Genomic DNA, 24,853 nt, shown 5'->3' on the forward strand with positions numbered 1-24,853 from the left:
CCCTCACCGTCTTCGCTGCCTGTGAAAGCTATCACCTCGCGGGACAATCCGCTCTATAAACGCCTGAAGGCGCTCGCCGGTTCGACGCATCAACAGCGTCGCAGCGGCCATGCGCTGCTGGAAGGTTTCCACCTCGCGAGCGCTTATCTCGATGTCGCCGGGCAGCCGGAAATGTGCGTGGTCACCGACGGCGCGCTTCGTCACGACGAAGCTCAGGCCATCGTTTCGCGCATCGACGAACAGCGCATCGTAACGTTGCCGGATGCGTTGTTCGGACAGTTGTCGAATGTCGTGCACGGCGTCGGGATTCTGCTGCTCGTGGAAAAGCTCGACACGCCGCTGCCGGAGACGGTCGCGCAAACATGCGTCGTGCTCGACGGCGTGCAGGACGCAGGCAACGTGGGTTCGATCTTGCGCAGCGCAGCCGCCGCGGGTATTCAACACGTGTTCTGCGCGCCGGGCACGGCGTACGCGTGGTCATCCAAGGTGCTGCGCTCGGGCATGGGCGCACACTTCCTGCTGCAGATCCACGAAGATGTCGAAGCGCAGACGTTGATCGAACGCCTCGCGGTGCCTGTCGTGATTACGGACTCGCACGGCGCAGAGGCGATCTACGATTGCGACCTGAGCGGACAACTTGCGTGGGTGTTCGGCAACGAAGGGGCCGGCGTATCGCAAATCTGGCGTGACGCCGTCTCATTGCGGGTGACGATTCCCCAGCCGGGCGGCATGGAGTCGCTCAATGTCGCGGCCGCGGCCGCTGTGTGCGTATTCGAGCAATGCAGACAACAGCGCGCCGCGAACATGCACCGCGACACGCGTTTTCCCGCTGCTCAATAAGACGGCCGGTCCAGCTTTATCTCCTGCAGGATCGTGGTCGCAATCTCTTCGATCGACTTGTGCGTCGACGACAGCCACTTGATCCCTTCGCGACGCATCATCGCTTCGGCCTCGTTGATCTCGTAACGGCAATTCTCCGGCGCGGCGTACTTGCTGCCCGGCCGGCGCTCGTTACGGATCTCCGACAGGCGCTGCGGATCGATCGACAATCCAAACATTTTCTGCCGATGCGCCAATAGCGGCGTAGGCAGTTTTCCCCGCTCGAAATCTTCGGGAATCAGCGGATAGTTGGCCGCTTTCACGCCGTACTGCATGGCCAGGTACAGGCTCGTCGGCGTCTTGCCGCTGCGAGACACGCCAACGAGTATCACGTCGGCATCGGCGAGATTGCGGTTCGACTGGCCGTCGTCGTGCGCGAGCGAGAAGTTGATCGCCTCGATCCGGTTCTTGTATTCCTCGGTGTCCGCGTTCTGGTGGCCGCGCCCCATCGCGTGACTCGACTTCAGTTCCAGTTCCTGTTCGAGCGGCTCGACGAACGTCTGGAACATGTCCAGCACTAGCGCATTCGAGCCCTTGACGATCTGATTCGATGCGCTGTCCACGAGCGTCGTAAACACGATCGGGCGACGGCCGTCCTGCTGGATCGCTTCGTTGATCTTTTCGAGCGTGGCATAGGCCTTTTCCGTCGAGTCGACGAAAGGCACGCGAACCAGGCGGAATTTCTGGTCGAACTGGGAGAGGATCGAATGCGCGAAGGTTTCGGCAGTGATCCCGGTACCGTCGGAGACGATGAATACGGTGGGCGGCATCAGTGGGGCAGGGAACGTGAGCGGCAAAAAGCGCTCGAATGGAACATCGCTGCGTTGATTTCGCTGCGCGGTGGCTGACCGCAAAACAGCGGCGTCAAACAACGCGCCGTGGGCACCGCTACTGCGCCGGGACGCACTCGTGGACTCTTTGAAAAACATCGAAAGAGCCGCGCAGGCGGTCCGGGCGCGGTTCGAGGCGCAATTCTCGTCCGACTGTCACATTTCGAGAGTCGGCACGGTAGAATAGCGGCAACCTGTTGGATAAGCAATTGCAGGCGATTGGCGTCTAACTCGCCGCGAACGGTGGTTCAACGCTACGCTATCGGGCGTAAAACGGCACGGAATGCGGCGCATCGATCGCTAAATCCCACCATTCGCGCGCTTCGTCGCCTTCTTTGTCGGCGTGATGCATTGCACAAGCGCGTTGCACAAGCGCGTTGCATCAGTGATTGGCACAAGCGCCGCAAGCGATTGCTTCTCCAACAGGTTGTGCAAGACGCGAGGTCACGCTTCCAATAAGCGTCTCGCGTTCGAGCCCACTTGCACAGCCGTGAATTTCTTTCACACTTAGGGGCTTGTATGACTAACGCAGTTACCGTCGCAAAGGATAAGGCGTATGTAGTTCCGTTCGAGCAGTTGCGGATGACCGATGTGGAGATTGTAGGCGGCAAGAACGCGTCGCTAGGCGAGATGATCAGTCAACTCGCCGAAGCGGGCGTGCGCGTGCCGACCGGTTTCGCCACGACGGCACTGGCTTTCCGCGACTTCCTGCATCACAACAACCTGACCGAACGCATCGCCAAACGTCTCGAGACGCTCGACGTCGACGACGTGAAGGCGCTCGCCGAAGCGGGCAAGGAGATCCGTCAATGGATCATCGAAGCGCCGCTGCAGCCGCAACTCGAGGCTGACATCCGCGCAGGTTTCGACACCTTGCAAAACAGCTCGCCTGAAGAGCTTTCGTTTGCCGTGCGTTCGTCGGCAACGGCGGAAGACTTGCCGGACGCATCGTTCGCGGGTCAGCAGGAAAGCTACCTCAACGTGGTCGGCATCGAAGACGTGCTGGATCGCATGAAGCACGTGTTCGCGTCGCTGTACAACGACCGCGCTATTTCCTATCGCGTCCACAAGGGCTTCACGCATGCTGAAGTCGCATTGTCGGCGGGCGTGCAGCGCATGGTGCGTTCGGACGTCGGCGCGGCCGGCGTGATGTTTACGCTCGACACCGAATCCGGCTTCAAAGACGCGGTTTTCATCACGTCGAGCTATGGTCTGGGCGAAACCGTCGTGCAAGGCGCGGTGAATCCGGACGAGTTCTACGTCTACAAGACCACGCTCGCGCAAGGCAAATATCCGATCATCCGCCGTTCGATCGGCTCGAAGCTGATCAAGATGGAATTCACGAAGGCCGGTGAAGAAGGCCGCGTAAAAACTGTCGACGTGCCGCACGAACAGCGCAACCGCTTCTCGATCACCGACGAAGACGTGATCGAGCTTGCCAAATACGCAGTCATCATCGAAAAACACTACGAGCGTCCGATGGACATCGAGTGGGGCAAAGACGGCCGTGACGGCAAGATCTTCATCTTGCAGGCACGTCCCGAAACGGTGAAGAGCCAGGCCACCGGCAAGGCCGAGCAGCGTTTCAAGCTGAAGGGACAATCGAACGTGCTGGCCACCGGCCGCGCGATCGGCCAGAAGATCGGCGCGGGTCCGGTGCGCGTGATTCACGATCCGTCGGAAATGGACCGTGTGCAGCCGGGTGACGTGCTGGTCGCCGACATGACCGACCCGAACTGGGAGCCGGTGATGAAGCGCGCATCCGCGATCGTTACGAACCGTGGCGGGCGTACCTGCCACGCGGCGATCATCGCACGCGAACTGGGCGTGCCGGCAGTGGTGGGCTGTGGCGACGCAACCGACGTGCTGAAGGAAGGCGCGCTCGTGACCGTGTCGTGCGCGGAAGGCGACGAAGGCAAGATCTACGACGGCCTGCTGGAAACCGAAATCACCGAAGTGCAGCGCGGCGAACTGCCGCCGATCCCGGTGAAGATCATGATGAACGTCGGCAACCCGCAACTGGCTTTCGACTTCTCGCAACTGCCCAATGCAGGCGTGGGTCTCGCGCGGCTCGAGTTCATCATCAACAACAACATCGGCGTTCATCCGAAGGCGATTCTCGAATATCCGAACATCGATCAGGACCTGAAGAAGGCCGTGGAAAGCGTCGCTCGCGGTCACGCATCGCCGCGCGCTTTCTACGTCGACAAGCTGACCGAAGGTATCGCGACGATCGCTGCGGCGTTCTATCCGAAGCCCGTGATCGTGCGTCTGTCGGACTTCAAGTCGAACGAGTACAAGAAGCTGATCGGCGGTTCGCGTTACGAGCCGGACGAAGAGAACCCGATGCTGGGCTTCCGCGGCGCGTCGCGCTACATCGCCGAAGACTTCGCCGAAGCGTTCCAGATGGAATGCATCGCGCTGAAGAAGGTGCGTGAAGAGATGGGCCTCGACAACGTCGAGATCATGGTGCCGTTCGTGCGTACGCTGAAGCAGGCGGAGCGCGTGGTCGGGCTGCTCGAGAAGTTCGGCCTGAAGCGCGGCGAGAATGGCCTGCGGCTCATCATGATGTGCGAAGTGCCGTCGAACGCGATTCTGGCCGAAGAATTCCTGCAATTCTTCGACGGTTTCTCGATTGGCTCGAACGACCTGACGCAACTCACGCTCGGCCTCGACCGCGACTCCGGCATGGAGCTGCTGGCCGTCGATTTCGACGAACGCGACCCGGCGGTCAAGTTCATGCTCAAGCGCGCGATCGAAACGTGCCTGCGGCTGGACAAGTACGTCGGTATCTGCGGTCAGGGTCCTTCGGATCACCCCGACTTCGCTCAATGGCTGACGGACGAAGGCATCAAGTCGATCTCGCTGAACCCGGACACGATCATCGAGACATGGCAGCAGCTGGCGAAATCGTCGACGAAGTAAGCGTTGCGCGTGCCGCGTCCTAAGCGGCACGCATGACGAAAGGTGCGGCATATCAACGGCGCATCAAAGGTAGGTCCAACCGCACCTTCGGCGCCGGTAATCCGCCTCCGCTTCGTGCTATAAACACCCCGGTAGATCCGGGGTGTTTTGCTTTGTGGAGGTCGACGTGGCGCCAGGTGGACTGTTCTGGTGGGTCGGGGCCGGTGTGCTGGTCGTGCTGGAGTTGCTCAGCGGCACTTTCTATTTGCTGATGATCGCGCTCGGTTGCGTCGCTGCGGCTATCGCGCATATCGCGGGCGCTGGAGCAGACATGCAGTTCGCCGTCGCGGCGATCGTCGCGCTCGCAGCGGTGCTCGTGTTGCGGCGTTCGCGTTTCGGCCGCAGAAGGCGCACGGAGGCGTCCAGGAATCCAGACGTCAATCTCGACATCGGACAGACGGTGAACGTGCCGGCCTGGCACGAGCGCCGTGCGCGAGTCAGCTATCGCGGCGCGGATTGGGACGTCGAACTCGCGCCCGGAGAGCCGGAAGATGCGCACACTTACGAGATCAAGGAGTTGCGCGGCAGTTGCCTCGTTGTCGCCGCGAGGCAGCACGCGCGGCCCAATGCGGCGCATCTTTGACATTGACCGGCGGGCCTCGCAGAAATTAATTAAACCAACTAACGGTTTTGGAGGGCAGATATGGATTCGACCATCGTCGGGGCGGTGTTTCTGGTCATCGTGATCGTGCTGGCGGCGCAGACCATCAAGATCGTGCCGCAGCAGCACGCGTGGGTGCTGGAGCGCCTCGGCCGCTATCACAGCACGCTGACGCCGGGTTTGAGCTTCGTATTCCCTTTCGTCGACCGGATTGCGTACAAGCACATTCTCAAGGAAATTCCGCTCGAAGTGCCGAGCCAGGTCTGTATCACGCGCGACAATACGCAGTTGCAGGTGGATGGCGTGCTGTACTTCCAGGTCACGGATCCGATGAAGGCGTCGTATGGGTCGAGCAACTTCGTGTTCGCGATCACACAGTTATCGCAGACCACGCTGCGCTCGGTGATCGGCAAGCTCGAACTCGACAAGACTTTCGAGGAGCGCGATTTCATCAATCACGCCATTGTTTCCGCCCTCGACGAAGCTGCGGCGAACTGGGGCGTGAAGGTCTTACGCTACGAGATTAAAGATCTGACGCCGCCGAAGGAAATCCTTCACGCGATGCAGGCGCAGATCACCGCCGAGCGTGAGAAGCGCGCGTTGATTGCGGCGTCCGAGGGGCGCAAGCAGGAGCAGATCAATATCGCGTCGGGCGGGCGCGAAGCGGCGATCCAGAAATCGGAAGGCGAGCGGCAGGCGGCGATCAACCAGGCGCAAGGTCAGGCCGCGGCGATTCTTGCCGTTGCGGACGCCAATTCGCAGGCCATCCAGAAAATTGCCGCTGCGATTCAGTCGAACGGCGGCATGGAGGCGGTGAACCTCAAGGTCGCCGAACAATACGTGAACGCGTTCGGCAATCTGGCGAAGCAGGGCACCACACTGATCGTACCTGGCAACCTGTCCGAGATGAGTTCGATGATCGCGTCGGCGCTAGCCATCGTGAATAAAGGCAAGGGCGTGGTAGACGCGCGCTGAGCACATGGATAGCCAATGTGCTGTCCGGCCCGCGCTGACCGAGCCGAACGAGGCACGGGCGAGTCGGCCGTGAGAGCTTTCGAAAACGGCGCTGGAAAAAAGAATGGCCCGCATCAGTGCGGGCCATTCTCGTTAGATCTGGCGAAAAAAGACGCGGCGGCCTCGGGCAAAGTGCGGCATATCCGCGCGATACTTCTCCCGCGTCGCGTAAAGCGAACGACGCAGATCCTGTAAGACCTTAGCCCGGCGAGCGCATCAGACGCGCCTTTTCGCGTTCCCAATCGCGCTTTTTCTCAGTTTCGCGCTTGTCGTGCTGCTTCTTGCCCTTGGCGAGACCGATTTCGCATTTCACGCGGCCGCCCTTGTAGTGGAAGTTCAGCGGCACGAGCGTATAGCCGCGCTGTTCGACCTTGCCGATCAGTTTGCTGATTTCCTCGCTATGCAAGAGGAGTTTGCGTGTGCGGACGGGATCGGGCGTGATGTGGGTCGAGGCCTCGGGCAGCGGGCTGATATGCGTGCCGATCAGGAACAGTTCGTTGTTACGGATCACGACGTAACCTTCCTTGATCTGGCCACGGCCGGCGCGCAAGGCCTTGACCTCCCATCCTTCGAGCACGAGCCCTGCTTCATAGCGTTCTTCGACTGAGTAGTCGTAGAAGGCTTTTCTGTTGTCGATAATGCTCATGAATGGAAAGTGCCCAACTCGTTTAAAATCACGATTTTAGCAAAGCGGGGCAAGGAAAGCCCGCCGCGCTTTTCAACCCGCTTGCCCACCCTCGCCGCGCGCTGTTCAATTTATGGCAGATGTCCAGAAAACCGTGTTGATCCGCCATTCGGCGGAACAGATGTTCGACCTCGTCACCGACGTCGCCGATTACCCCAACTTCCTGCCCTGGTGCGGAGGAGTGGAGATCCGCCATCGGGACGATACCAGCATGGAGGCGAAGATCGACATCAACTTCAAGGGTATCAAGCAGCACTTTGCCACGCGCAACAGCATGGAGCGGCCCACGCGTATCGACATGGAGTTCGCTGACGGCCCGTTTCGCAAATTCACCGGCTTCTGGCGCTTCACGCCGCTGCGCGCGGACGCCTGCAAGATCGAATTCGCGCTGCACTACGAGTTCACCAACATCATTCTCGAGAAGATCATTGGGCCGGTGTTCAATCACATCGCCAATACATTCGTCGAATCGTTCGTGAAGCGCGCCGATCAGCGCTACGGTAAGGCATGAGCGAACGTCTGTCGGTTCAGGTCTGTTATGCGCTCGCCACCGAGCAGGTGCTGATCGCCGTCGAACTGCCCGCGGGCGCCACACTCATGCAGGCGATCGAGGCCAGCGGCATTTTGCAGCGTTATCCTCAGATCGATCTCGGCACGCAGAAGGTCGGCGTGTTCGGCAAGCTCAAGCCACTCGATACGCCGCTGGCCGATCACGACCGCGTCGAGATCTACCGGCCGCTGCTGGTGGACCCGAAGGTGTCTCGCCAACGCCGGGTCGAGAAAACCCGCAAGGCGGGCTCGATTGAAGGGCGCCGCTGGCAGAACAAGGATTCGCGGTAGGCGCGCCGGTTCGTGGGCGCACCGCCCGCTTCAAGGCGCCGAACCGTGCGCCTTCTTCCCAATCGGCGCGGCGCCTCCGGAGTCGTCATCCGCATGTTGACGCACCGACCAGCACACGCCCGCCACCAATAACAGGATCGCGGCGATCTCCAGCGGCCGCGGCAGCCGTTGGTCGTAAATGAACGCGTAGAGCAGCGCGAACAGCGTTTCGAACACGATCAGCTGGCCGGAAAGGGTGAGTGGCAGCCGCTTCGACGCCGCGTTCCACAGCCCGTTGCCGAGCCACGACGCGCCAATCGCGAGACCGAGATTGAGCATCCAGAAGCTGTGCCAGCGGCCCGACGCAAGTTCGCCTTGCGGGCCGCCCGGCGGAAGCGCGGCGGCTGCGAGCCAGAGCGCGGCGCCGAGCATGCCCGTCACTACGCCCCACAAAACGGACCACTCGTTGCCGCTGAAATGCGTCTGCCGCTGCAGGTAACGAGCGTTTTCGACCGCGAACCATGTCCAGCAGCCGAGCGCGCCGACCGCGCAGGCGAGGCCGAGCACTTTGGTGAGAACGCTGACCGGCGTGCCGTCGGCGACCGTGAAGACGTCGATATTGATGCAGGCGATGCCGGCCATCACCATCGCGAGCGGCCAGCCGAGGCGGGCGAGCGGCACCGCGCCGTGGTCGCCGCGGCCCATGAGCGTCACCGTGACGGGCAGCACGCCGACGATCAGCGACGCCGGCGCAATGCCGACCAGGTGCACAGCGGCAGTCAGCAGCAGGTAATACAGCAGATTGCCGGCCAGCGCGAGTTTGACCAGCGCGACCAGGTCCTCGCGAGTCAGGCGTTTGACGAGCGAGCGCGCCATTGGCAGCGCCGCCGCCAGCGAGACGACGCCGTACATCGTGTAGCGGCCGGCGGACAGCAGAAGCGGCGAAAAATCCGGCAGCACGCGCGGGACCAGAAAAACCATGCCCCACAACGCTCCAGCTATCACTCCATATGCGACACCGCGCTGCATCGACTGCTCCTGCAAGAAAACCGGGATGGTCCGCAGATTAGCCGTTGGGCGCCCGGCGCGTCTTGTTTGATTCTGCATTCGAGGCGAGCAAACGAAACGCGATCGAACCCGAGGCGAAAGACGAAGCGAAATCGCGGGCGCGAAGCCACGAAAAAAAGCACCCGAAATTCGCTAAGCTGCTGTTCGCGCAGTGAAAAGCGGGGAGGTATCGCGTATAATTCGCTTTTGCGCCTATAGGATTTGCCATGCGTCTGATCCAAACAGCACTCACGTTCGATGACGTGCTCCTCGTCCCGGCCTTCTCCGATGTTCTGCCGCGCGACACCAGCCTCAAGACCCGGCTGACCCGCAATATTTCCCTGAATATGCCGCTCGTGTCCGCCGCTATGGACACCGTCACCGAAGCCCGCCTCGCTATCGCCATGGCGCAAATGGGCGGAGTCGGCATCATCCACAAGAACCTCACGGCGGCCGAGCAGGCGCGTGAAGTGGCCAAGGTGAAGCGTTTCGAGTCGGGCGTCGTGCGCGATCCGATCACGGTGCCGCCGCAAATGAAGGTGCGCGACGTCATTGCGCTGTCGCAACAGCATGGCATTTCCGGCTTCCCGGTGGTGGAGGGCGCGCAGTTGATCGGTATCGTCACCAATCGCGACCTGCGCTTCGAAGAGCGTCTGGACGAGCCGGTGCGCAACATCATGACGCCGCGTGAGCGGCTCGTGACCGTCAAGGAAGGCACTTCGCTCGCCGAAGCCAAGGCGCTGATGCACAGCCACCGCCTCGAGCGCGTGCTGGTCATCAACGACGCATTCGAACTGCGCGGCCTGATGACGGTGAAAGACATCACCAAGCAGACCGAGCACCCGGACGCCTGTAAAGACGAACACGGCAAGCTGCGCGCGGGCGCGGCGGTCGGCGTCGGCGAGGACAACGAAGAGCGCGTCGAACTGCTGGTTCAGGCGGGCGTAGACGTGATCGTCGTCGACACCGCGCACGGTCACAGCAAGGGCGTGCTCGAGCGCGTGCGCTGGGTCAAGCAGAACTTCCCGCACGTCGAGGTGATCGGCGGCAACATCGCCACCGCGGCGGCAGCCAAGGCGCTCGTCGAATACGGCGCGGACGGTGTGAAGGTCGGTATCGGCCCGGGCTCGATCTGCACGACACGAATCGTCGCCGGCGTCGGCGTGCCGCAAGTCACTGCGATCTCGAACGTGTCCGAAGCGCTGAAGGGCACAGGCGTGCCGGTCATCGCAGACGGCGGCGTGCGTTTTTCGGGCGACGTCAGCAAGGCGCTCGCAGCGGGCGCAAATGCCGTGATGATGGGCAGCATGTTCGCCGGCACTGAAGAAGCCCCGGGCGACGTGTTCCTGTATCAGGGCCGCCAGTACAAGTCGTACCGTGGCATGGGCTCGGTCGGCGCGATGAAGGACGGCGCGGCGGACCGCTACTTCCAGGACAATTCGGCAAACATCGACAAGCTGGTGCCGGAAGGTATCGAAGGCCGCGTCGCCTACAAGGGCTCGGTCAACGCGATCCTGTTCCAGCTGATCGGCGGCGTGCGTGCCAGCATGGGCTACTGCGGCTGCCGCACGATTGCCGAGATGAACGACAAGGCCGAGTTCGTGCAGATCACGGGCGCGGGCTTGCGCGAGTCGCATGTGCACGACGTGCAAATCACCAAGGAAGCGCCCAACTACCACGTGGACTAAACGCCAATGAAGCCATTGCTGCGCGCTGTACTGATCGTCGACGCGTTGTTGCTGCTCGCGTTCGGCCTGCTGTTCCTGCTGACGCCGTGGACTTCGTTGTACAACGCGCTGCTGCTGGTGCAAACGCAGCCGGCGCTGGTCGGCCAGGCGTTTGGCGTTGCGTTGATCGGGCTCGCGTGGCTCGCGTTGCATGCGTCGATCGACGGCGGGCTGACGTCGTCGGTTGCAAGGGTTGTGGGCCACGTGAACTGGTTGACCGGCGTGCTGATGCTGGTCTGGCTGCTCGGTTTGCATACGCCGGCGCTGACCGGCTTCGGGCAGATCGTCGCGGTGCTCACGGGCGTGGTGCTGCTGGTGTTGGGTCTGGGCGGCGTGCGGTTGTCGGGCGCTGTGCGGCGGCGCGAGAAGTTGCGCGTCGCTGAGGCCACTGCCGCCGAGCGTGCCGAAAAGCAGGCTGCGAAAGACGCCGCTAAGAATGCGGCCAACAGGGCGGCGAACGAAGCGGCCAGCAACACAGCAAGCAGCATGGATAGCCGGCGCGAGCCCGTGGTTCCTGCCACGGCGGGCTTCCCGGTGTATCGCGCGGAGCCGCTCGTCGAGCCGGCTATGCCTGCTGCGACGGCCGTGCCTGCTGCTCCGGCCACGCGGCCGCTCGGCCCGGCATCTTCCGCGCCGTTGCATCCGGCAGCCGACGAGCCCGGCCTCAGCGCATCGGAACGCGCTGCACGCGCGGAAGCTGCTACCGCGCGCGACGAAGCCCGCAATGCCGCTGCCGATGCGCCCAATGCGCCCCGGCCCCCGTTTCATGGCTGACGCGCCGCGCGCCACTGCATTCGCCAAAGCAACCGCAATCCGTACGCGCGTGCCCCAGGCAGGCCTCTGCAGCTGTGGCGGGGCAGGCGCACACTGGCTTCATCATCGCGTTTCGCCATCGCATCCGCTGCTCAGCGTGTCCGCGTGGACCGCTTTGAATTCAACGCCGCGCTTCGTGCGCGGCATTCCGTATCCGCTCACTTTTGACTCCGTCCGCTGCCATGCATGACAAGATCCTGATCCTCGACTTCGGTTCGCAAGTCACCCAACTGATTGCACGTCGCGTTCGCGAAGCCAACGTGTATTCGGAAATTCATCCTTACGACGTCGATGCTTCGTTCATCCGCGACTTTGCGCCGAAGGGCGTGATCCTGTCCGGCGGCCCCAGTTCGGTCACCGAAACGGACACGCCGCGCGTGCCGCAAGCGGTGTTCGAACTCGGCGTGCCGGTGCTCGGCATCTGCTACGGCATGCAGGCCATGGCCGAGCAACTGGGCGGCAAGGTCGACATCGGCCATTTGCGCGAGTTCGGTTATGCCGAAGTGCGCGCGCGCAATCACACGAGCCTGCTCGAAGGCATCAGCGACTTCACCACGCCGGAAGGTCACGGCATGCTGAAGGTCTGGATGAGCCACGGCGACAAGGTGCTCGAAATGCCGCAGGGCTTCGCGCTGATGGCGTCGACGGAATCGTGCCCGATCGCGGCAATGGCCGACGAGACGCGCCGCTTCTACGGCCTGCAATGGCATCCGGAAGTCACGCACACCGTGCAAGGCCGTGCGATGCTCGAGCGCTTCGTGCTGCAGATTTGCGGCGCGCGGCCCGACTGGGAAATGGGCCACTACATCGACGAAGCAGTCGCGAAGATTCGCGAGCAGGTCGGCAACGAGCATGTGATCCTGGGCTTGTCGGGCGGCGTGGATTCGTCGGTGGCGGCGGCGCTGTTGCATCGCGCGATCGGCGATCAACTCACTTGCGTGTTCGTCGATCATGGCCTCTTGCGCCTGAACGAAGCCGAGCAGGTCATGGCTACGTTCGCGGATCACCTGGGCGTGAAGGTGATTCATGTCGACGCAAGCGACGTGTTCCTGCGCAAGCTGGAAGGCGTGACCGACCCGGAAGCGAAGCGCAAGATCATCGGCGCGGAGTTCGTCGAGGTGTTCCAGACGGAAGCCGGCAAGCTCACCGACGCCAAGTGGCTCGCGCAAGGCACGATCTATCCGGACGTGATCGAATCGGCGGGCAAGGGCAAGAAGGCGACGCAGACTATCAAGAGCCACCACAACGTGGGCGGCCTGCCTGAGACGTTGAACCTGAAGCTGCTCGAACCGCTGCGCGAACTGTTCAAGGACGAAGTGCGCGAACTTGGCGTGAAGCTCGGTTTGCCGCCGGCTATGGTGTATCGCCATCCGTTCCCCGGCCCGGGTTTGGGCGTGAGGATTCTCGGCGAAGTGAAGCGCGATTTCGCGGACCTGCTGCGCCGCGCAGACGCCATTTTCATCGAGACGCTGCGCACGTTCATCGACAAGGAAACCGGCAAGTCCTGGTACGACCTGACAAGCCAGGCGTTCGCGGTGTTTCTGCCGGTGAAGAGCGTCGGCGTGATGGGCGACGGCCGCACTTACGAGTACGTGGTCGCGTTGCGCGCCGTGCAGACGCTGGACTTCATGACCGCGCATTGGGCGCATCTGCCGCATGAGTTGTTGGGGCATGTGTCGAACCGCATCATCAATGAAGTGCGCGGGATCAACCGGGTGGTGTACGACATCTCGGGGAAGCCGCCGGCGACGATCGAGTGGGAGTAACCGGTAAGAACCGGAGCGCAGGTCGAGCACATCCGGTCCATTAACCGACGCAAAAGACCAAAGCCGTCATCGACGCCAGAGGTCTTCCCGGGAACGCTGCTCCTGCGCAGCTTTCCCGTCGTCAGCATCTCGCCAGGCCCGCTTTCTCGCGGGCCTTTTTTGTAGGTATCGCATCTAGCCGATAGCCCTGCGGCATCAAAACGCCGCATGGGCCCAGACTTTGCTCCGCCTACACGCATGACCCATTCGACGCATCGCGAGAATCCTCAAACCGCATCGCCGATACTTATCGGCTGTGCTGGCTGGGCGCTGTCGCCCAACGTCGCGGCGCGATTTCCCACGCAGGGGAGCCATCTCGAGCGCTACGCGCGGATCTTCTCTGCTGCGGAAATCAACTCGTCGTTCTATCGCTCGCATCAGCCGAAAACGTACGCCCGTTGGGCCGAAACCGTGCCCGAGGCATTCCGGTTTTCCGTGAAAATCCCGAAGACGGTCTCGCACGAACTCAGGTTGTGCGACGCGGATGCCGCCATGAGCGCATTTCTCGCGGAACTCGCGCCGTTGGGCGAGAAACTGGCCTGCCTGCTGCTGCAGTTGCCTCCGAGCCTTGCATTTGAAAAATCCATCGCACGCGACTTCTTTGCGCTACTGCGTGACCTCACAAGCGTGCGCGTCGTCTGCGAACCGCGCCATGCGACGTGGTTCACCGACGACGCCGCGCAGACGCTAATAGATGGCAAGGTCGCCTGCGTGCGCGCGCATCCACCGCCCGTCGCCGGCGTGGAACCGGTGGGCGATCCGCAAACCTTGTACATCCGTCTGCACGGCTCGCCTCGAATCTACTATTCGGCCTACGACGAGCCGTTCATCGAAGCGGTCGCGGCGCGGATTGTCGAGGCCCGAGATTCCGGGGCGGACGTCTGGTGTATTTTCGACAACACCGCGCACGGCGAGGCGGTTCCGAACGCCTTGATGCTGATGGAAAAACTAGAGGAAGCGGCTGGCTAGGCGGGCCGTTCGAACGAGTCTGACAGGCATGCCGCCGCCTGCATCTCAAGCAGTCGCAGCGAGCGATTCAGTCACGCGGTAGTTTGCTACCAGCGCTGCTCTCCCGGTCGCCACCGCAGCCATATTTCCGCTCCTTCACATGGCCGAAGCCGCGAGTCCGATCAGGCAGCGCGGCCAGCTTCAACGCGACGGGCAGGCGTTCGTGATCCAGCGTCGCGCGGAGTTCGTCGACGAGCGCCGAACGTTCGCTGCGAACGTCATGGTGAAGGTCTGCAGTGGTTGGCCCATGCCAGCCGTGAATGTGTAGCTAATGAACCCGCTGCGACCGAAGTATTCGGCCGGTTTACCGAACCTCGATCACGCCAGCCTTGGAGATCCGCGAACCGGCTCGAACAATATGTAGATCTCGTTCGCGAGCTGAGCCGGCTGCGCCGCGCAGGTGTCTGGCACTCTTTGGGCGCACTCTTGAGCCAAAGGTTCGTAGCATCTCGACACTTCGCTATTCGCGCTTGCACCGCGCCGCTATGATTTGGCGCAGGGTAGCGCACTCAAAAACGCCGTCCTGCTGCGTCAAACTTGCGGAAAATGGCTTCGCCGCGTCGGCGGCGTCGCGGTTGAAGAAAACGCTGCTCGCAGGTCCTGGAAAACTTGAACGAAGGGGAATGCCGTGGCCAGGTGCAACCGCAATCACGAGGGTCTTGTCAGCGAAGGGCGGCGGCAGTTTCTCGGCTACACGGGCGCCGGGGTGCTCGCGGCCGTGCTGCCCGGTTGCGGCAACGACGAGCTCCATTCGACGCCTTATCAGCAGACCATTGCGCTTGGTCAACAGATGATCCAGCAGGCCGTCAGTGATCCGTCGAGTCCCGTCGCGGCGATTTCAGTCGCGATGGTCAAAGGCAACGCGGTGGTCTGGCAGCAGGCGTTCGGGCTGGCGTCCGTGCCGGGGCAGATCAAGGCGACGCCGCAGACGCGCTTCAACATCGGCTCGGTCAGTAAGTTGTTCCCGGCGCTGGCGGCGACGATCCTCGTTGATCGTGGACTGATCACGCTCGACACACCGATCGTCAAATATCTGCCGACCTTCACGATGCTGTCGCCGCAATACGCTCAGATCACCATGCGTCATCTGCTGTCGCATGCGTCCGGTCTGCCCGGCACAAATGGGCGCAATCTCTTCACGTTTGAGCCGGTCGCTGGCTATGCCGCCGACACGCAAGCCGAACTCGCCAACTCGCACCTGAAGCATCTGCCCGGTGAACTGGCCGTCTATTGCAACGACGGCTTCACGATGGTCGAGCAGGTCGTGCTCGCCGTGACGGGCCAGAGCTTCGTGGACTTCGTCCACTCGGAGATTCTCGCGCCGCTGAAGATGACGAACTCCAGCTATCTGACGAGCGTGCCTTCCAGCGGATCGTTCTCGTTGCCGTACGTGAACGGCACGCAGCACCAGGAGTTCGTCAATGCGTACGCGACCGGAGGACTGAGTTCCACGCCCGCCGACATGATGAATCTCGCGCAGATGATCTACGGCGGTGGCATGTTCGAAGGACAGCGCATCGTCTCCGCGGCGGGCATCGCGGAGATGGGCACGGACCAGACGAAAAGCCTGACGATCAACCCGTCGCCCGAATGGCGCTGGGGTCTCGGCTGGGACACCGTGGTACAGCCGGCGCTCAACGCTGCAGGCGTGCTCGGCTGGGAAAAAGACGGCGGCACTGCGTTCTACTCGACCGAATTTTTCGTCGTGCCCGGCTCGCAGTTCGCGCTGCTGGTAACCGGCAATGCGGGATACAACGCTCGCGCGATTGCTGAAACGCTGGTGCTGTCGGCGTTGAAAGAAGACGGCACGATTTCGTCGCTGCCGGCGAAGATCAGTACCACGGCGCCGCCGGTCGCTTCGGGGCCGGGCATTGCGAGCGGCGCGGGCATCTACGGCAATTCCGATTCGCCGTATCAGGTGCTCGCCAACGCGGACGGTAGTCTGCAGATCAACCAGTGGGACGCCCATACTCGAGGCTGGGCGCAGATCGGCGCATACCGGTATCGCAGCGACGGCTGGTGGTGGAGCGATACCGATACGGTCTCGTATCGCTTCGCAGTCGTGTCGGGCAACGACAGCGAGGGAAATGCGTTCAACTATCGCTATCTGATGAAGCGGGTCGTGCCGGGCGCGGGCTACGCGTATCTGACGTTGCCCGTCGGTCAGCAAATGGCACCGCTCGCGGCGCTCGACAGCGCGTGGCAGCAACGCATCGGCACGCAATGGACATTGACCAACGATTCGCCAAGCGCCGTACCGATCGTCGTTCTTGGCAATCCGCCGGGGTTTTTCGCGACACTGAGCGAACTTCCGGGCTACGTGCTGTACGGCAACGAAGATCTTCGCTACCAACTGTTCGTGCCGGTGAGCGACACGCTCGGCGGCATGTCCGTCAAAGTGCCGGGCAATTTCGGGCGCGACCTCTACGAGATCCGTTTCGTGTCGACCAGTGCCACGACGCTGACGATCGGCAGTTCTATCTACGCGCGGATCTGATGGTCAAGCTTTCCATGCCGTCGGGCCTCGCGAGTTTCCGTCAACGGCATCGCGCTCGCGCACTGCGACGGTATCGACGCCCGGGGAGTACTTTTGCATTCGCGATACAGGCATTCAATCGCTGACAGAGCGCTTTGGAGAGCCGCTCACCGTCGCAATTCACCAGGCCCTTTCCCTGTCCACCGCTTCAATGCGCGGCGAAAGTTTGCAGCGTCGCTGAACCCTAGAAGCATCGCGACATCTTCGGTGCTCATTCGTGTCGACTGCAGGTATTCGATAGCGAGCGAGCAGCGCACATCGTCGACGATTGCAACGAAAGAGGTTCCTTCTGCTTCAAGGTGACGCCGCAAGGTCCGGCTCGTCAGGTTCAGCCTCGTCGCCACTTCCTCCATGCCTGGAAAAACACCCGGCATGCTCATCAGAATCTGGTACACCTCGCCGGACGTGCCGACCGAAGTCTTCGCCTGCCCGATCAGGCGATCGCACGTTTCCTGTAGCAGCGTTGCAGTGAGCTTGTGCGCGAGTTGCGGCTTCTGGTTGAGAATCGCGCTGTCGTAGACGAGCTCGCATTGCGGCGCGTCGAAAAAACACGGGCAGCCGAGATACTGCGAATAGACACCGGCATGTGCCGGAGCAGGGTACGAGAAACATGCCTTGAGCGGCGGGCAGCTATGACCGGCTACATCCTGCAGATGAGTGACATGCTGCGTGAACTGCTGCTCGATGATGAACTCGCGGAGTTCGCGCGACGGGCTCGAAACGAACGCGTCCGGAAACGACCAGACAGCCTTGTCCGGATACTCGGTCCACTCGATCGTGACCGTGGGTGTCGCGAGGCGATGGTACTTGACGCCGAGACGGAAGTAATCGCGCAACGAAAGGCACGACATCAACGCATAGCCGTACATGCCGTATGCCGACAGGTGCAGACGCGAGCCGACCTTGAACGGCGTCGCGGGATCGCGCGAGAGCAGCACCGCGTTGCGAGCCACAACTGCATACTGACGCACCGATGTCATCACGGACGCGTCGTTGAGTTGATCCACCGTCAGGCCGCTTCCCTTCAGACTGGTTTCGGGCGCAATGCCTTGCTCCGCGAGGACTTCGACCAGCGCGGAGATCTTGTACGGTGCGTAGATACGCTCATTGAGCAACGGGCGAGTCGATGCCAAAAAAAGCTCCGCAGATTGTCCTCGGGGGACATCTCCATGTCCGGAAATGACCTTACCCCGGCGATCGTATCGAAATAAGATTGACTACACAAGACGATGCGCCTGCACAGCGGCTGTAGCGTCTGCAGACAATCTGGAGACAACGTGGACGCGTGATCCGGTTGCGCACGACAGTGCGCCGGGTCATGTCCACATTTGAGGATATTTCAATGAGCGACACGAGCCGAAAGGTCATCATTTCATGCGCGATCACGGGGGCAACGCATGTCCCGTCGATGTCGGAATTTCTGCCGATCACGCCCGAGCAGATCAAGGATCAGGCGATCGAAGCGGCTCAGGCGGGCGCCGCCATCATCCACTTGCACGCTCGCGATCCAGTTGACGGCCGCCCGACACCGAGCCCGGAAATCTTCAAGGCCTTCGTGCCCTCGATCGCCGAAGCGACCGACGCCGTCATCAACATTACGACAGGCGGCAGCACGCGCATGACGCTCGAAGAACGTCTTGCGTACCCGCGGCTGGCCAGGCCCGAGATGTGTTCGCTCAACATGGGCTCGATGAACTTCTCGATTCATCCCGTCGCCGCAAAAATTTCGTCGTGGCGCTACGGCTGGGAGAAGGACTACATCGAAGGAATGGAAGACATGATCTTCCGCAACACGTTCAGGGACATTCGCAACATTCTTCTGGAACTGGGGGCAAGCGGCACGCGCTTCGAATTCGAATGCTACGACGTGGGCCACCTGTATAACCTCGCGCATTTCGTCGATCAGGGCCTCGTCAAACCGCCGTTTTTCATTCAATCGGTGTTCGGGATTCTGGGCGGTCTGGGCGCCGACCCAGAAAACATGCTGCTGATGCGTTCGACCGCAGACCGGCTGTTCGGCCGCGAAAATTATCATTTCTCCGTGCTCGGCGCAGGTCGGCATCAGATGCCGCTCGTGACCATGAGCGCGATCATGGGCGGCAATGTGCGCGTGGGTCTGGAAGACAGTGTGTATCTCGCGAAGGGCGTGAAGGCAGAGACCAACGCGCAACAGGTCCGCAAGATCCGGCGCATTCTCGAAGAACTATCGCTGGAGATCGCCACGCCCACCGACGCGCGAAAAATGCTGGGCCTCAAGGGCGCCGACCAGGTCGCCCTGTAGCCGCGATCTGTACTTGCTGCGAGACCATCATTCGATGAGTCTCGATCTGCCTCGCAACAACAAAAAATAGAGCTGTTTCAAATATTGGAGACGACGTTATGGATACCGCTTCCGCCGATCAGCGGGTCGGACAGTTGCATCGCATCGCCACGCACAAAGCAATGGCCAGACTCATTCCGTTGATGTGCGCCATCTACTTCATGTCCTTCCTCGATCGCACCAACGTCGCGCTCGCGAAGCTTCAGCTCGCGGCGGATGTGGGCATCAGCGCCGCTGCGTATGGTTTCGGCTCAGGCATTTTCTTTCTCGGCTATGCATTGCTTGAAGTTCCGAGCAACCTGGCAGCCCACAAGGTTGGTCCGCGCCGCTGGATCGCACGCATCGCGGTGACGTGGGGCATTCTGTCGACGGCGATGATGTTCGTGCAGGGAACGTCCTCGTTCTACTTGTTGCGCGTTCTGCTGGGCATTGCGGAAGCCGGCCTTTTCCCTGCGCTGATGTATATGGTGACGCTCTGGTTCGCGCCTCACGACCGGCCTGTCGTGGTCGGCTGGATTTATATTGCGCCGGCGCTCGCGCTCATGCTGGGAAATCCGTTGGGCGGGGCGTTGATGCAACTCGACGGCTTCGGCGGCCTGCATGGCTGGCAATGGATGTTCATGATCGAAGGCATTCCGAGCGTGATCGTCGGCATCGTATTGTTCTTCAAGATGCCCGAACGGCCGCGCGACGCACGATGGCTCTCGGCGGCCGAGCGCGATGTGCTGGAGACGCATGCGGTGATCGACGGGCACGGCCGCGCCGACTATTCGTCCGCAAACTGGATTGCCGCTCTGAAACGGCCCACTACGGTGCTGATCGGTATCATCTATTTTCTGAATCAGGTCGCGTTCGTCGGACTGTACTTCTTTACGCCCGCCATCATCCACCAGATGCATGTGGATTCGTCGCTCGTGGTCGGTTTTCTTTCGGCGAGCGTGGGTCTCGGCTTTCTGCTTGGCGTGCTGGTTCTCCCGCGTATCCACCGCCGAACGGATAGAGACTGTCTGTTTCTCGGCATTCTGACCGCAGGGCTTATCGTCGGTGCTTGCGCATATCTTGCCGTGACGAATCCCGCCGCGCGAATCGCGCTGCTCACTGTCACTGCATTCTTTGCTGGCGGCGTGCTGCCGTCTTACTGGGCGATCGCGATGAAACGTCTGCAAGGCATTCAGGCAGCCGCCGGCCTTGCGTTCGTCAACACGATCGGGTTGATTGGCGGCTTCGTGGGACCGTATCTGTTCGGTATTGCAGAAACAGCCTCCGGTCGAAGCGATGCCGGTTTCACAGTGATTCTGATTGCCGGGGTGCTCGGTCTCGCACTGGTTCCTGTGCTGGCACGAGCAATGCGCAGCGAGGCCGGTGTGCTTGTGTCGTCCGAGCCGGCTGCACAGATGAAACCATAGCGGGCATGTACGAGCCTGGCTTTTACAGGAAGGATATTCAACGATGAAACTGAACGGTAAAGTCGCCATCATTACAGGCGCGGGGCAGGGGATCGGCGCGGCAACTGCATTGAAGTTCGCACGCGAAGGGGCGGTTGTGATCGCTTGCGACATGAATCTGGATGCGGTGGCGACGGTCGTGCATTTGTGTCGCGAAGCGGGCGGGAAGGCTGACGCATTCGCCGTCGACGTCACGAATCGCATGCAAGTCGATGAAATGGTCGCCAAAGTGCGCGGCAAGTATGGGCGCATCGATGTGGTGGTCAACAACGCGGGCATCACTCGCGACGCCCGTTTGCAGAAGATGACGTTGCAGCAATTCGACGACGTGATCGACGTGAATCTTCGCGGCGTTTTCCATACGGCACAGGCAGTTGTCGATACCATGATAGAACAGGGCTCGGGCGTCATCCTGAACGCGAGTTCCGTAGTGGGCATCTACGGTAACTACGGACAGACGAACTATGCCGCAGCCAAGTTCGGCGTGATCGGCTTCACGAAGACATGGAGTCGCGAGCTCGGTCCGAAAGGTATTCGCGTGAATGCGGTTGCGCCGGGTTTCATCGACACGCCTATCCTCAAGACGATCCCCGAAGATGTGTTGTCGAAGATGCGCGACCAGGTGCCGCTGCGCCGGCTCGGCAAGCCCGAGGAAATCGCCAGCATCTACGCGTTCCTCGCGAGCGACGAAGCAAGCTATGTCAACGGCGCGGTTATCGAGGCCACCGGAGGACTCACGCTGTGAGCAGCGTTATCAACCGCACTTCGAACCGCACTTCGAGCCACACCACAAGCCGCATGACGAGCGATATGAAAAACATGAGAGAGGCACGAGCATGAGCATCATTGATCTTTTGAAGCCGAGGCCCGGGCTGCGGGTATTCATATCGGCAGGTGCTGCGGGGATCGGCTTGGCGATCGCCGAAGCGTTCATCGAGGCGCAAGCAGAGGTTTATATCTGTGATGTAAACCAGGCCGCCATCGATGAGGCCAGATTGCGGTTCCCCAAATTGCACGCGGGTATCGCCGACGTGTCGAAGCAGGCACAGGTCGATCAGATCATCGACGACGCGCGGCGCAAGCTCGGCGGACTCGATGTTCTGGTCAATAACGCCGGCATCGCGGGACCTACGGGGGCCGTGGAGGAACTCGACCCCGCGCAATGGGAAAGCACTGTTTCCACTAATCTCAACAGTCAGTTCTATTTCCTGCGCAAGGCGGTGCCGGTGCTGAAGGAGACATCGGACTGCGCGAGCATCATCGCGATGTCATCTGTCGCGGGACGTCTGGGGTATCCGTTCCGAACCCCATACGCGTCGACGAAATGGGCAATCGTGGGGCTGGTCAAATCGCTCGCTGCGGAGCTCGGGCCGAGCAATGTCCGCGTCAACGCGATCCTGCCCGGCGTGGTGGAAGGCGAACGGATGGACCGCGTGATCTCCGCTCGTGCAGAGGCCCTTGGTATTCCGTTTGACACGATGCGCGAAGAGTATCTGAAGAAGATCTCGCTGCGCCGCATGGTGACGGTCGACGACATCGCGGCAATGGCACTGTTTCTCGCGTCGCCGGCGGGCAGCAATGTGACGGGGCAGGCAATCAGCGTGGATGGCAACGTCGAGTATTTATGAAGCGATGCCGGCTTGTATGCGGGAGACGGCGAAGCGGCGTTGGAACGTTGCACGGTTACGTGGTTACGCGTCGCGAATGCGGGTAACGGGGCGCTGCGCACGCCAAGGCGCTTACCTTGCTCTCGAAGCCGCGTTGGATGGACTAAGCTGCGCCGCCGCCGCGAACATTTGCGTGAACTGATCCAACGCGGGCAGCGTATCGCGGCCGCTGCGCGTGATCCGATAGAACGAAAATTCCACTTCGGGCCGGATCACGTCGATGCGCACCTGATAGTGACGGCAGATGTGTTCGCAGAACGACGGCATGATCGCGACGCCAAGTCCTTCGTGAGCCATTGCGACGGCGGTCTGCAGGTGACCCACGACCGTCCGCCGTCCCGCAGTGACTTCTTCTTTCGACAGCGAAGCTTCTATCAGCCGCTGCAACGGGTTGTCCTTCGGCAAGGTTATGAGCGGCAGCCCTTCGAGCGCGCGCCATTGCACGCCGTCGCGCGGCACCTTGCCGATTCCATGCGCGCCTTCCATTGTCGATGACACGACGACGAGCCGCGTCGGAAAAATGGGCACGCGATCTATGCCCGACAGTTGCGAAAAGAAGATGCCGAACGCCGCGTCGAGATCGCCTTCCTCAACCATCTTCAGGAGCTCGCCTGGAGGACGGTCGACGAGTTCGAGCTGTGCTTGCGGACTCGTCTCGGCGAAACGCGCCAGCACTTGCGGCATGAGGCTCGCGGCGATCATGGGCGTGCAGCCCAGCAGCAACGAAGCCTTTTTCTGCCGGCCAAGCTCGTTCAGTTCGATAACGGACTTCTCGAGCGTGTCGACGATTTTCATGGCCGTCGGATAGAACAGGCGGCCCGCTTCCGTCAATGCGACAGTCCGCGTGGTGCGCTCGAACAGCCGGCAATTGAGTTGCGTCTCCAGTTCGCGGATGATCGCGCTCAGCGCTGCCTGACTCAGATGCATGCTCTGTGCGGTCTTTGTAAAACTCGACGCGTTTGCGACGCCAAGAAACACCTTGAGTTGCTTCAGGGACAGATTCATCTGCGACGATCCTTGGGGGCAGGGCACGAGAGGGCTGCCCGGATTCTATCGCCGTGCACGAATGTCCGCGACCGGGACACACCCGACCTGTCATGCAAATCCGTATCGTCCCTCGTCGTCGCGAACAGTGACGCGGCGCGCGGCCGTATCTTCGAGCCAACGCACCACTTCGCGCCCGTCGCGCGTTCCTGCCGCGGACATCAGTTCGGTGAAACGCTTGGGGCCGTGTTCGAGCGCGGCTTCGAGCGACTCGAAACGCGCGCCGGTGAGAGCAGGCGGCGTCGGCACGCGATGTTCCAGATCGCGCTCTTCGCCCGGACGCAGCAGCGGCAGCGTGAGGTCGAAGCCAAGCTTCGCGGTCACCGTCGCCCCGGCAAGAGAAGGGTCGAGCGGCATCGCGCGCATGCCGCTGTGCATCACGAGGTCGCGGTCGGCCTGAAAGCGTGTGGCGAGTGCCCAATCCATCTGTTCGTCGGAAAAGATATCGATGTCGGGGTCGGCCACGAAGACGTGCTTGACGTTGGCGAGCGACGCGAACACAGCCGCGATGGCGTTGCGCGCTTCGCCCGGAACGCGTTGTTGCATCGCGATACGCACGTTGAACATGCCGCCCGTTGCCGGGCTCGCATAGACCGCCTTGATTTCCCGCACAGCCGTTTCGAGCGCACGCCATACGGTCACTTCCGTGCGCAGCGCGGCCAGTTGAGCCGTATCGGTGCGCGCCATCGTGCGGCCTCCAATCGTGCACGTCTGAAACACGGCGTCCTTGCGATGCGTGATGGCGGTCAGATGAAACACGGGGTTGGTCTTAATGCCGCCGTAATAGCCCAGGAATTCGCCATAAGGGCCTTCGGGTTCCGCGTGGCCGCGCTCGTCGAGATAGCCTTCGAGGATGAACTCCGCGTCGGCGGGCACGAGCAGGTCGTTGGTGACGCATTTGACCACACCCATCGGTGCGCCGCGCAATGCTGCAACGAGTTCGAGCTCGTCGGCGGGAATCCGCATCGTCGCGCCAACGTGATCGATGGGATGCGAGCCCACGGCGAACGCGATCGGCAGTCGCTCGCCGCGCTTCGAATGCGCAATCGAGATCGCGCGCAGATCGGACGGCGCAACGAGGTCGACTCCGGCAATGCGTCGCCCGCGCAGCATCAGCCGGCGAATGCCGACATTGGTCCAGCCGGTGTCGGGGTCGACAGCGAAATCGATCGACGCCGAAATATACGGCGCGCCATCCAGGTCGTGCTGCAAATGCACGGGTAGCGCGGTGAAGTCGCAAGCGTCGCCGGTGAGCACGACCTGTTGAACGGGCGCCTGTTCGCGACTCACTTCGACGAGCTTGCCTTTCGTGCGCAGACGATCGCGCACGACTTCGAGCAGTTGGCCAGGCGTCGTGTCGAATGCCCGAGCGAGGCGCGAGCGGCTAGCCGCCACGCTGCCCGCGAGCGACACGCTGCCGCCTGCCGGTTTCGCGAACCACACGGCGCGCGGATTGCCTTCCATGATGCCGGCGATATCCGCGAGATCGACGGGCTCGTTGCGCCGCTCGAGTTCGGTCTCGTCGAGCGATTCGAGAAAGCGCCGCAGCCGGAAGCGCTCCAGGTCGGGCAATTGCGCGCCTTGCGCGGTGGAAGCAATGGTGGTCTTGGGTCTCAATGTAGTGTCCTTGTGCAGAGGCCGGCGCGCGG

21 protein-coding genes are annotated in these 24,853 nt (G+C 61.7%); 15 read left to right on the forward strand and 6 right to left on the reverse strand.

What is annotated here, in order from left to right:
• Positions 1-21 precede the first annotated feature (21 nt).
• Complete coding sequence (locus JMY24_RS04715; RefSeq protein WP_128590936.1) at positions 22-840, forward strand: TrmH family RNA methyltransferase; 819 nt, start codon at positions 22-24, stop codon at positions 838-840.
• On the opposite strand, the gene ppsR is transcribed toward JMY24_RS04715, so the two are convergent.
• Positions 834-1,649, reverse strand: a complete 816-nt coding sequence (gene ppsR / locus JMY24_RS04720; protein WP_013338896.1) for a posphoenolpyruvate synthetase regulatory kinase/phosphorylase PpsR — start codon at positions 1,647-1,649, stop codon at positions 834-836. The two genes, JMY24_RS04715 and ppsR, sit on opposite strands and share 7 nt — an antisense overlap.
• A 579-nt stretch (positions 1,650-2,228) precedes the next feature.
• Here ppsR and ppsA point away from each other — a divergent pair.
• The 3 genes from ppsA to JMY24_RS04735 all read left to right on the forward strand — a co-directional run bounded on the left by ppsA (position 2,229) and on the right by JMY24_RS04735 (position 6,249).
• Complete coding sequence (gene ppsA / locus JMY24_RS04725; RefSeq protein WP_128590934.1) at positions 2,229-4,634, forward strand: phosphoenolpyruvate synthase; 2,406 nt, start codon at positions 2,229-2,231, stop codon at positions 4,632-4,634.
• A gap of 166 nt (positions 4,635-4,800) precedes the next feature.
• Positions 4,801-5,256 (forward strand): NfeD family protein, encoded by a 456-nt coding sequence (locus JMY24_RS04730; RefSeq protein WP_128590932.1) that lies wholly within the window; start codon positions 4,801-4,803, stop codon positions 5,254-5,256.
• 60 nt (positions 5,257-5,316) lie between these two features.
• The gene (locus tag JMY24_RS04735; RefSeq protein WP_128595302.1) at positions 5,317-6,249 is read left to right on the forward strand and encodes an SPFH domain-containing protein; all 933 of its coding nucleotides are present in this window, start codon (positions 5,317-5,319) and stop codon (positions 6,247-6,249) included.
• A gap of 238 nt (positions 6,250-6,487) precedes the next feature.
• On the opposite strand, the gene smpB is transcribed toward JMY24_RS04735, so the two are convergent.
• Positions 6,488-6,934 (reverse strand): SsrA-binding protein SmpB, encoded by a 447-nt coding sequence (gene smpB, locus JMY24_RS04740; RefSeq protein WP_020065648.1) that lies wholly within the window; start codon positions 6,932-6,934, stop codon positions 6,488-6,490.
• A gap of 112 nt (positions 6,935-7,046) precedes the next feature.
• On the opposite strand from smpB, the gene JMY24_RS04745 reads away from it, so the two are divergent.
• The gene (locus JMY24_RS04745; protein WP_128592344.1) at positions 7,047-7,484 is read left to right on the forward strand and encodes a type II toxin-antitoxin system RatA family toxin; all 438 of its coding nucleotides are present in this window, start codon (positions 7,047-7,049) and stop codon (positions 7,482-7,484) included.
• Entirely contained in the window at positions 7,481-7,813 is a 333-nt protein-coding gene (locus JMY24_RS04750) for an RnfH family protein (RefSeq protein WP_128595301.1), read from the forward strand. Before JMY24_RS04745 ends, JMY24_RS04750 begins: the two co-directional genes overlap by 4 nt.
• Positions 7,814-7,843: 30 nt before the next feature.
• Here the strand turns inward: JMY24_RS04750 and JMY24_RS04755 are convergent, their stop codons facing one another.
• Positions 7,844-8,821, reverse strand: coding sequence for a DMT family transporter (locus JMY24_RS04755; RefSeq protein ID WP_201701455.1), 978 nt, complete (start codon positions 8,819-8,821; stop codon positions 7,844-7,846).
• A gap of 245 nt (positions 8,822-9,066) precedes the next feature.
• Between JMY24_RS04755 and guaB the strand changes: the two genes are divergently transcribed.
• The 5 genes from guaB (at position 9,067) to JMY24_RS04780 (ending at position 16,689) form a co-directional block, all read left to right on the forward strand.
• Positions 9,067-10,527 carry an IMP dehydrogenase gene (gene guaB / locus JMY24_RS04760; protein WP_128595300.1) on the forward strand — a complete coding sequence of 487 codons (1,461 nt, stop codon included), beginning with the start codon at positions 9,067-9,069 and terminating at the stop codon, positions 10,525-10,527.
• Between the two features lie 6 nt (positions 10,528-10,533).
• A complete protein-coding gene (locus JMY24_RS04765) occupies positions 10,534-11,340 on the forward strand; it encodes a hypothetical protein (protein ID WP_201701456.1) in 807 nt (268 codons plus the stop codon).
• 221 nt (positions 11,341-11,561) lie between these two features.
• Positions 11,562-13,145 carry a glutamine-hydrolyzing GMP synthase gene (gene guaA, locus JMY24_RS04770; RefSeq protein WP_128586376.1) on the forward strand — a complete coding sequence of 528 codons (1,584 nt, stop codon included), beginning with the start codon at positions 11,562-11,564 and terminating at the stop codon, positions 13,143-13,145.
• A 237-nt stretch (positions 13,146-13,382) separates the two neighbouring features.
• Positions 13,383-14,153, forward strand: coding sequence for a DUF72 domain-containing protein (locus JMY24_RS04775; protein ID WP_128594441.1), 771 nt, complete (start codon positions 13,383-13,385; stop codon positions 14,151-14,153).
• 667 nt (positions 14,154-14,820) lie between these two features.
• The gene (locus tag JMY24_RS04780) at positions 14,821-16,689 is read left to right on the forward strand and encodes a serine hydrolase domain-containing protein (protein ID WP_201701457.1); all 1,869 of its coding nucleotides are present in this window, start codon (positions 14,821-14,823) and stop codon (positions 16,687-16,689) included.
• 146 nt (positions 16,690-16,835) lie between these two features.
• Here JMY24_RS04780 and JMY24_RS04785 read toward each other — a convergent pair whose 3' ends face one another.
• Positions 16,836-17,861 (reverse strand): AraC family transcriptional regulator, encoded by a 1,026-nt coding sequence (locus tag JMY24_RS04785; protein WP_201701458.1) that lies wholly within the window; start codon positions 17,859-17,861, stop codon positions 16,836-16,838.
• Positions 17,862-18,070: 209 nt separating this feature from the next.
• Between JMY24_RS04785 and JMY24_RS04790 the strand changes: the two genes are divergently transcribed.
• From JMY24_RS04790 to JMY24_RS04805, 4 genes are all read left to right on the forward strand, one after another.
• A complete protein-coding gene (locus JMY24_RS04790; protein ID WP_128594443.1) occupies positions 18,071-19,009 on the forward strand; it encodes a beta-keto acid cleavage family enzyme in 939 nt (312 codons plus the stop codon).
• Between the two features lie 98 nt (positions 19,010-19,107).
• The gene (locus JMY24_RS04795) at positions 19,108-20,454 is read left to right on the forward strand and encodes an MFS transporter (RefSeq protein WP_128594444.1); all 1,347 of its coding nucleotides are present in this window, start codon (positions 19,108-19,110) and stop codon (positions 20,452-20,454) included.
• Positions 20,455-20,497: 43 nt separating this feature from the next.
• A complete protein-coding gene (gene fabG / locus JMY24_RS04800; protein WP_128594445.1) occupies positions 20,498-21,238 on the forward strand; it encodes a 3-oxoacyl-ACP reductase FabG in 741 nt (246 codons plus the stop codon).
• Positions 21,239-21,329: 91 nt separating this feature from the next.
• Entirely contained in the window at positions 21,330-22,121 is a 792-nt protein-coding gene (locus JMY24_RS04805) for an SDR family oxidoreductase (protein ID WP_128594448.1), read from the forward strand.
• A gap of 111 nt (positions 22,122-22,232) precedes the next feature.
• On the opposite strand, the gene JMY24_RS04810 is transcribed toward JMY24_RS04805, so the two are convergent.
• A complete protein-coding gene (locus tag JMY24_RS04810; RefSeq protein WP_128594446.1) occupies positions 22,233-23,165 on the reverse strand; it encodes a LysR family transcriptional regulator in 933 nt (310 codons plus the stop codon).
• Positions 23,166-23,255: 90 nt separating this feature from the next.
• On the reverse strand, positions 23,256-24,821 hold the full coding sequence (locus JMY24_RS04815) for a UbiD family decarboxylase (protein ID WP_128594447.1): 1,566 nt from the start codon (positions 24,819-24,821) through the stop codon (positions 23,256-23,258).
• Positions 24,822-24,853 lie beyond the last annotated feature (32 nt).

Source organism: Paraburkholderia kirstenboschensis (genome assembly GCF_904848585.1).
Taxonomy (GTDB): Bacteria; Pseudomonadota; Gammaproteobacteria; order Burkholderiales; family Burkholderiaceae; genus Paraburkholderia; species Paraburkholderia kirstenboschensis.